The following is a 6,177-nucleotide window of genomic DNA, read 5'->3' on the forward strand; positions in this document are numbered from 1 at the left end:
AGGTACCGGTTGTGGCATCCACCACCGGGCTGATGCGTTCAACATAGCCTGTTACTTCTGCATTGCCTAAGGCCGCAACACGTAACGTAGCGGGCTGTTTAGCGGCAATGGCAGACATTTCGCTTTCTGGCAGATGTACAATACCTTGCAGGGCTTTTTGTTGAACAATATGGAACATTCTTTCGCGCTGGAATGACTCAGTCAGGTTACCTACTTTTGCGTTGCGTTCCGCAATGTAGCCGCTGATCGGCGCGGTGATTGTGGTTTCTTTTAAATCCAGTTCAGCCAATGCCAGTACGGCTTTCGCTGCTTCGTACTGGGCAGTTAACTTGTCGTAAGTATCGTCACTCACCAATTTGCGTGAGTACACTTTATCGACTTTGCTGAGTTCTTTTTCTATGCCGGTTAAATCGGCGCGGGCTTTGCTCAGGTTTAATTCGTAGCGTTTCTGATCCAGTTGCGCCAGTACCTGGCCTTTTTCAACGTAATCGCCTTCTTCGACGAAGATGTGCTCAATAATTCCAGAGGCACGTGCCACTACAAAAGCTTCTTCTTTGGCTTCCAAAATAGCCGTGGTGTTGTAACTGGACGAGATGTCGCCCATGTTTATCGTGACGGCTTCAACCGGAATGCTTACCACAACTTCTTCTTTTTGTTCTGTGGCGTTGGTGGCTTCGGCATCCATACAACCAGACAGACCAGCACAGGTCAGCAGGGTGCCAGCAAGCAATAAAGTTGAAAGGGTGGTGCGTTTTGTATGTTCCATGGTCAGGTACCTGCAATAATTATATGTATACACGCCTATGAGCATGTGGTGTGCCAGCTTGTTAATTAAATTATAAATGCAGGTAAAACAATAAATTAGCGACTTGTTGTGTCGATATGTAAGCAGATGTATCTGGAAGTAGTAGTCTAATTGACTATTTAGTGGCGTGAATGTTAATTCTATAGCCAGCTATGCTACTTTTGGATGAGTTTTCATAGCTGGCTGGTGAGAACTACATGATTTCGTAACTGGTTGTGATATTTACATTGCCTTTCAGCATTAACATTACAGAGCAGTATTTCTCGGCAGATAACTCAACGGCGCGGTCGACGTCTTTGTCGGAAAGGTTATCACCTTTAACTTTGTAATGTGCGTGAATGGCAGTGAACACTCGTGGCGGCTGCTCAGCGCGTTCGGCAGTTAAATCGCATTCACAGTCGTGGACGGTCAGACGGCGTTTTTTCAGAATATCGACCACGTCGATACTGGAGCAGGCACCGACGGCCAGCAGTACGGATTCCATAGGCGAAATGGCTTCACCATTGCCATCCATTGTTTGTTGATAACCGGACTCGGTCTGACCGCTAAATGTCAGGGCCTGTTGCCAGCTTACTGTCGCTTTCATAGTCACCTCAGAGTAACGTTATTTTTTGTTTATCCAATCGGATTTTTTGTTGTTTATAGAGCGCGCCTAATGCGCGCTTGTAGGCAGCTTTACTGACATTGAAGCGGGCGTAAATTTCGTCTGGCGGACTCTTGTCTGTCAACGTAGACATTCCACCGTGTGCTTCCAGGTCGTCGAGGATTTCCTGTTGTAGCTTGTCGCGACCGGTTGCATTGACCTGTTGCAAGGTGACATCAATTTTACCGTCTTCACGAATTTGCTTAATAAAACCGGTTGTCTCTTCACCAATACGCAGCGGCTTAAATGCATCACTGGCAAAGATCAGTCCTAGGTGTGATTCGTTGATCACGACTTTGACACCCAGTTCAGTTTTGGCATAAACAATCAGCTCTACTTCCTGGCCCGGCTTAAAATAGCTGCCATTTTCACTCAGGAACGGGTGGAGCTTGGTTGCACCAACCAGACGCTCGCTGGCCGTATCCTCATACACATAAACCGGATACACCATGCCTTCACTAATTGGACTGGCTTGATTGTGACGAGGGACTAGCAAGTCTTTTTCGATCCCCCAATCAAAGAATGCACCAAAACCAGTAACACCAACAGCTTTAAGCACTTTCACTTCACCCGCCAACGCTTTGGGCGTTTGCTGGCTGGCAGTAAGCTGACCGTTCTCATCGGTATAAACTAATACCGACACTTCACTGCCTTCTTCTAATGCGTGTTCTACCGGCCCTGGCAAAACGACAACTCTATCATCGTCCGGATGCGAGAGCTGGTACCCAAACGGGAATTCACCTTGTACGATTAAGGTGTTGATTTGGCCTAATGTGATCATAAACACTGACTTTTAATACGAAATAGGTAACATGATAACCGATCAGTCACTAAGAGCTAACTGCTTATGATGTTAAATTGCGATTTGGGTGAAAGTTTTGGTGCGTGGCACATGCCGGTCGATGAGCAAATCATGGTGCATATCGACATGGCCAACATTGCCTGTGGCTTTCATGCCGGTGATCCCCTCGTGATGCAACGCGCACTACATCTAGCTAAACAGCACCAGGTATCGGTAGGTGCGCATCCCTCCTATCCCGACTTACAAGGTTTCGGTCGACGCAGTCTGGCGATGTCGGCAGAAGAACTGATAGCGTGTCTGCATTACCAGATTGCCGCTATTTCGGGTATGGCTGCCGTACAGGGCATTGAGATTGAGTACGTAAAACCCCATGGGGCGCTGTACAACGATATGATGCGCGATCCGCAGATCCGCGATACCGTGATGAAAGCGGTGTCTACGTGTTCGGTGCCGGGGATTCCATTAATGTTACAAGCGCACCCTCAACACCAGGCAATCAGCCAGCAGGCGAGTCAGCACAATGTTGTTTTACTATTTGAAGCTTTCGCAGACCGCCGTTATACCGCTGAGGGATTTCTCACTTCCCGCCGATTACCCGGTGCGGTATTAACTGAACAAGAAGCGTTTGAACAGGCCGTCCGCATCATGGATAAAGGGGAAATCGTTGCCGAAGACAACAGCATATTGTCGATGCCTGTCGATACGCTGTGTGTACATGGTGATTCACCGGGCGCATTAGCAATGGCCGAAGCGCTTCGCGTTGAATTAACAAAACGAAAATTGACCCATGTCAGACCGGGGACGAACGACTGATGCAGCCATTCGGGCGTATACGGCAAATTGAGTTTGCCGGTGAGGACGGACTGATTCTGTATGCATTGGGAGAATCGCTCCCCGAGAAGAACGCGGTTGTACAACAGGTGTCATCCGCGATTAGCGCTCAATCGTATCCCTGGTTAATTGAAGTGGTGCCGTCCTACGACAGTGTCATGCTGGTGTTTGATATGTTTCAGGTTGATCATCACCATGTATATCAAGCACTGTTGGCGTTGCCGCTGGTTTCTGATAGTGACCATCATCCGGCACAACATCATTGTTTGCCAGTGTGGTACGGCGCACCGCAGGCCAATGATCTTGGCAAAATCGCAGGTATTACCGGGCTAACCGAGCGTCAGATTGTTGAAATGCATACATCAGCAACTTACAAGGCTTTTGCCGTCGGGTTTGCTCCGGGTTTTGCCTATCTGGGCGAAATCAATACTGCTTTGTCTGTCCCCAGAATGACAAAACCCCGTACCAAAGTGCCAGCAGGGGCGGTGGCCATTGCCGACCGTCAAACAGCGGTGTATCCGAGTAAATCTCCCGGTGGCTGGCACCTGCTAGGGCTTTGCCCCGTGCCCCTTTATCGACCTGAAGACAATGCAAGTGTTTTGATCAATGCAGGGGACACAGTCTCTTTTGAAGCGGTTAGCCGCGACGCTTTCATTGAAATAGCGTCGCAACATAGCTTTGACTGGGAAGTACAGGCATGACCGTACGTTTGGTAAGTGTTGGTCTAAATGCGATCACGGTCGATGCCGGGCGCAAGGGCGTGTTACACCAGGGATTTTGCCAGTCAGGTCCAATGGATTGGCTGGCGTTCCAATTGGCAAATCAGCTGTGTGGCCAGCACAACGCGCCAACGCTGGAGTTTATGGGAGCGTTGTCATTCAGTATTGAAGATGACTGCAGTATTAGTGTAACTGGGCCTGCTGCCACAATATGGGTGAATGAACAACAAGCGTGTTGTTGGCAACGTATGGCGCTAAAGGCGGGTGATCAGGTTCGGGTTCAGCCCGAACGTTTGGGCGCCCGACATTATGTGGCTACGCCTTCCGGGTTTGCTGTCAGTCACGCGGTAGGTAGTGCGTGCACAGTGAAACGGGAATACGTGGGCGGTCCGCACCAGGATGGCTCGCCGTTAAAAGCGGGCGATATACTGGCTGTGAATAATGGTAAAAGCAGCAGGGGAGTTGCCTGTCCGTCTTCACTGCCAGCACATTTGCTTCCCAGCTACGATATGACGAAACCGATTGGTATTGTTGCTGGGTATCAGCATGAGGCTTTTAGTGATATAGCCTGGCAACGCTTGCTCAACAACGAATATGAAGTGACACCGCAAATGGACCGGATGGGAGTGAGGCTGCAAGGGCCTGCGGTACAAAGTGCCATGTCCGGCATGTATTCCGAAGCCATTGCACTGGGGAGCATGCAAGTGCCGCCAGATGGACAACCGATTGTGATGATGGCAGACAGGCAGACACTGGGAGGCTACCCCAAGGTCGGCACGCTGGCCCGGTGCGATCTTTACCGTTTCGCCCAGTGCCTTGCTGGTGATAAGATACAGTTTTATCAACTCGACGCCGCCAATGCCCGTGCAACATGGTTGCTGCAGCAAGTAGCCATACAGAAATGGTTTGGCAATTAGCGTTTCTTCAGACGAGACTTTCATGACAACAGCTTACCTCAACGGGGAATTCCTGCCTTTACAGGAAGCACGTATTTCACCGCTTGATCGCGGATTCTTATTTGGTGACGGTATCTATGAAGTCGTGCCCAGTTATGGCGGACGTATGGTAGGTTTTTCACAGCATTTTGCGAGAATGGAAAAAGGCCTGGCGATGGTGGAAATTGCACCCTCGTTAACGGAGCAGGACACCCGCGATATTTGTCAGCATTTGATTGACAGTAACCGTGAGACGCTGGGAGAAAATATTGGTGTTTATCTCCATGTCAGTCGCGGTGCTGACACTCGTCGCTTTCACGCTTATCCGGAAGGGGTTCAACCTACGGTGTTCGCCTTTGCATTTGCACTCACAGCACCGGTTAACGCTGATCGTACTATTCATGCTGGTGCCAAAGTCGCTATAACCCAGGATCTGCGTTGGCAACGTTGCCACATTAAGTCCACTGCCTTGTTAGGCAATGTGATGCATTTTCAACAAGGGTACCGCGAAGGTAACGCAGAAACGATCTTGTTTAATGGCGATGGACAAATCACAGAGGCCAGCAGCAGCAACGTATTTATCGTTAAAGATGGCGAGGTGCTGACCCCTCCGCTGGACAATCAATTGCTACCCGGTATTACGCGTATGTTGGTGCTGGCTTGTCTGCAGAAAGCCGGTATACCTCACCGTGAATCCTGGTTCTCCGTTGACGATTTGAATAGTGCCGATGAAGTGTGGCTTACCAGCTCAGGCAAAGAAATTCTGCCGGTTGTTCAGGTTGGAGACAAGACAATTGCAGATGGTAAGGTAGGCCCAGTGTGGGAACAGGCGTTTACTTTGTACAGTAAGTTGAAATTCGAATTATAAGTACAGCAATGAAAAGGGCGCCAATCTGGCGCCCTTGCTTTATCTGCTTTTGAGAGCTTAGTCGACGGTGTCGCAATTACCGTCAGTGCACTCGCCGTAAAGATACAGGCTGTGGTGAGTAAGCTTAATATTGTTTTCTTTGGCAATTTGTTCCTGACGTTGCTCAATCAGGTCGTCTTCAAACTCGATGACTTTACCGCATTTCAAACAGACCAGATGGTCGTGGTGGGCTTTGTGGCTGATTTCGAATACCGATTTACCACCTTCGAAATGGTGGCGATTGAGTATTCCGGCGTCATCGAACTGGTTCAATACGCGGTATACCGTTGCCAGGCCAATCTCTTCACCTTGCTCAATCAGGATTTTATATACATCTTCAGCGCTTATGTGTTGGTTCTCTGGCTCTTGCAGAATTTGCAGGATTTTTAGTCGAGGCAACGTTACTTTAAGGCCGGCTTTCTTTAGTTCTTTGTTTTGATCCATGAGGCGCCTACATCTGGGATAGAAAATATCAGGCTATTATAGGTGAGTTAATCAGATTTAAAAGGCCTAGCTTTCACAGAAAAGCACTTTA

General features: G+C 49.0%; 8 protein-coding genes. 4 read left to right on the forward strand and 4 right to left on the reverse strand.

Annotation, left to right across the window (positions count from 1 at the left end; translation table 11 throughout):
* The 3 genes from AC4MRN_RS18915 to AC4MRN_RS18925 all read right to left on the reverse strand — a co-directional run.
* The coding region (locus tag AC4MRN_RS18915) for an efflux RND transporter periplasmic adaptor subunit (protein WP_491204167.1) at positions 1–766 on the reverse strand (766 nt) is incomplete at its 3' end.
* Between the two features lie 232 nt (positions 767–998).
* Positions 999–1,391: an OsmC family protein gene (locus tag AC4MRN_RS18920; RefSeq protein WP_491204168.1), complete on the reverse strand. Its 393-nt coding sequence runs from the start codon at positions 1,389–1,391 to the stop codon at positions 999–1,001.
* A gap of 7 nt (positions 1,392–1,398) precedes the next feature.
* Entirely contained in the window at positions 1,399–2,229 is an 831-nt protein-coding gene (locus AC4MRN_RS18925) for a CvfB family protein (protein WP_491204169.1), read from the reverse strand.
* Positions 2,230–2,295: 66 nt separating this feature from the next.
* Between AC4MRN_RS18925 and AC4MRN_RS18930 the strand changes: the two genes are divergently transcribed.
* The 4 genes from AC4MRN_RS18930 to AC4MRN_RS18945 are packed head-to-tail and all read left to right on the forward strand — an operon-like array spanning position 2,296 to position 5,603.
* Positions 2,296–3,063 (forward strand): 5-oxoprolinase subunit PxpA, encoded by a 768-nt coding sequence (locus AC4MRN_RS18930; RefSeq protein WP_491204170.1) that lies wholly within the window; start codon positions 2,296–2,298, stop codon positions 3,061–3,063.
* The gene (gene pxpB, locus AC4MRN_RS18935; RefSeq protein ID WP_491204171.1) at positions 3,063–3,782 is read left to right on the forward strand and encodes a 5-oxoprolinase subunit PxpB; all 720 of its coding nucleotides are present in this window, start codon (positions 3,063–3,065) and stop codon (positions 3,780–3,782) included. The genes AC4MRN_RS18930 and pxpB overlap by 1 nt, the downstream gene beginning before the upstream one ends.
* A complete protein-coding gene (locus tag AC4MRN_RS18940; RefSeq protein WP_491204172.1) occupies positions 3,779–4,717 on the forward strand; it encodes a 5-oxoprolinase subunit C family protein in 939 nt (312 codons plus the stop codon). The genes pxpB and AC4MRN_RS18940 overlap by 4 nt, the downstream gene beginning before the upstream one ends.
* Before the next feature lie 22 nt (positions 4,718–4,739).
* Positions 4,740–5,603 carry an aminotransferase class IV gene (locus tag AC4MRN_RS18945; protein ID WP_491204173.1) on the forward strand — a complete coding sequence of 288 codons (864 nt, stop codon included), beginning with the start codon at positions 4,740–4,742 and terminating at the stop codon, positions 5,601–5,603.
* Positions 5,604–5,660: 57 nt separating this feature from the next.
* Here the strand turns inward: AC4MRN_RS18945 and fur are convergent, their stop codons facing one another.
* Positions 5,661–6,086: a ferric iron uptake transcriptional regulator gene (gene fur / locus AC4MRN_RS18950; RefSeq protein WP_073324683.1), complete on the reverse strand. Its 426-nt coding sequence runs from the start codon at positions 6,084–6,086 to the stop codon at positions 5,661–5,663.
* Positions 6,087–6,177 lie beyond the last annotated feature (91 nt).

It is taken from the genome of Marisediminitalea sp. (genome assembly GCF_984433645.1).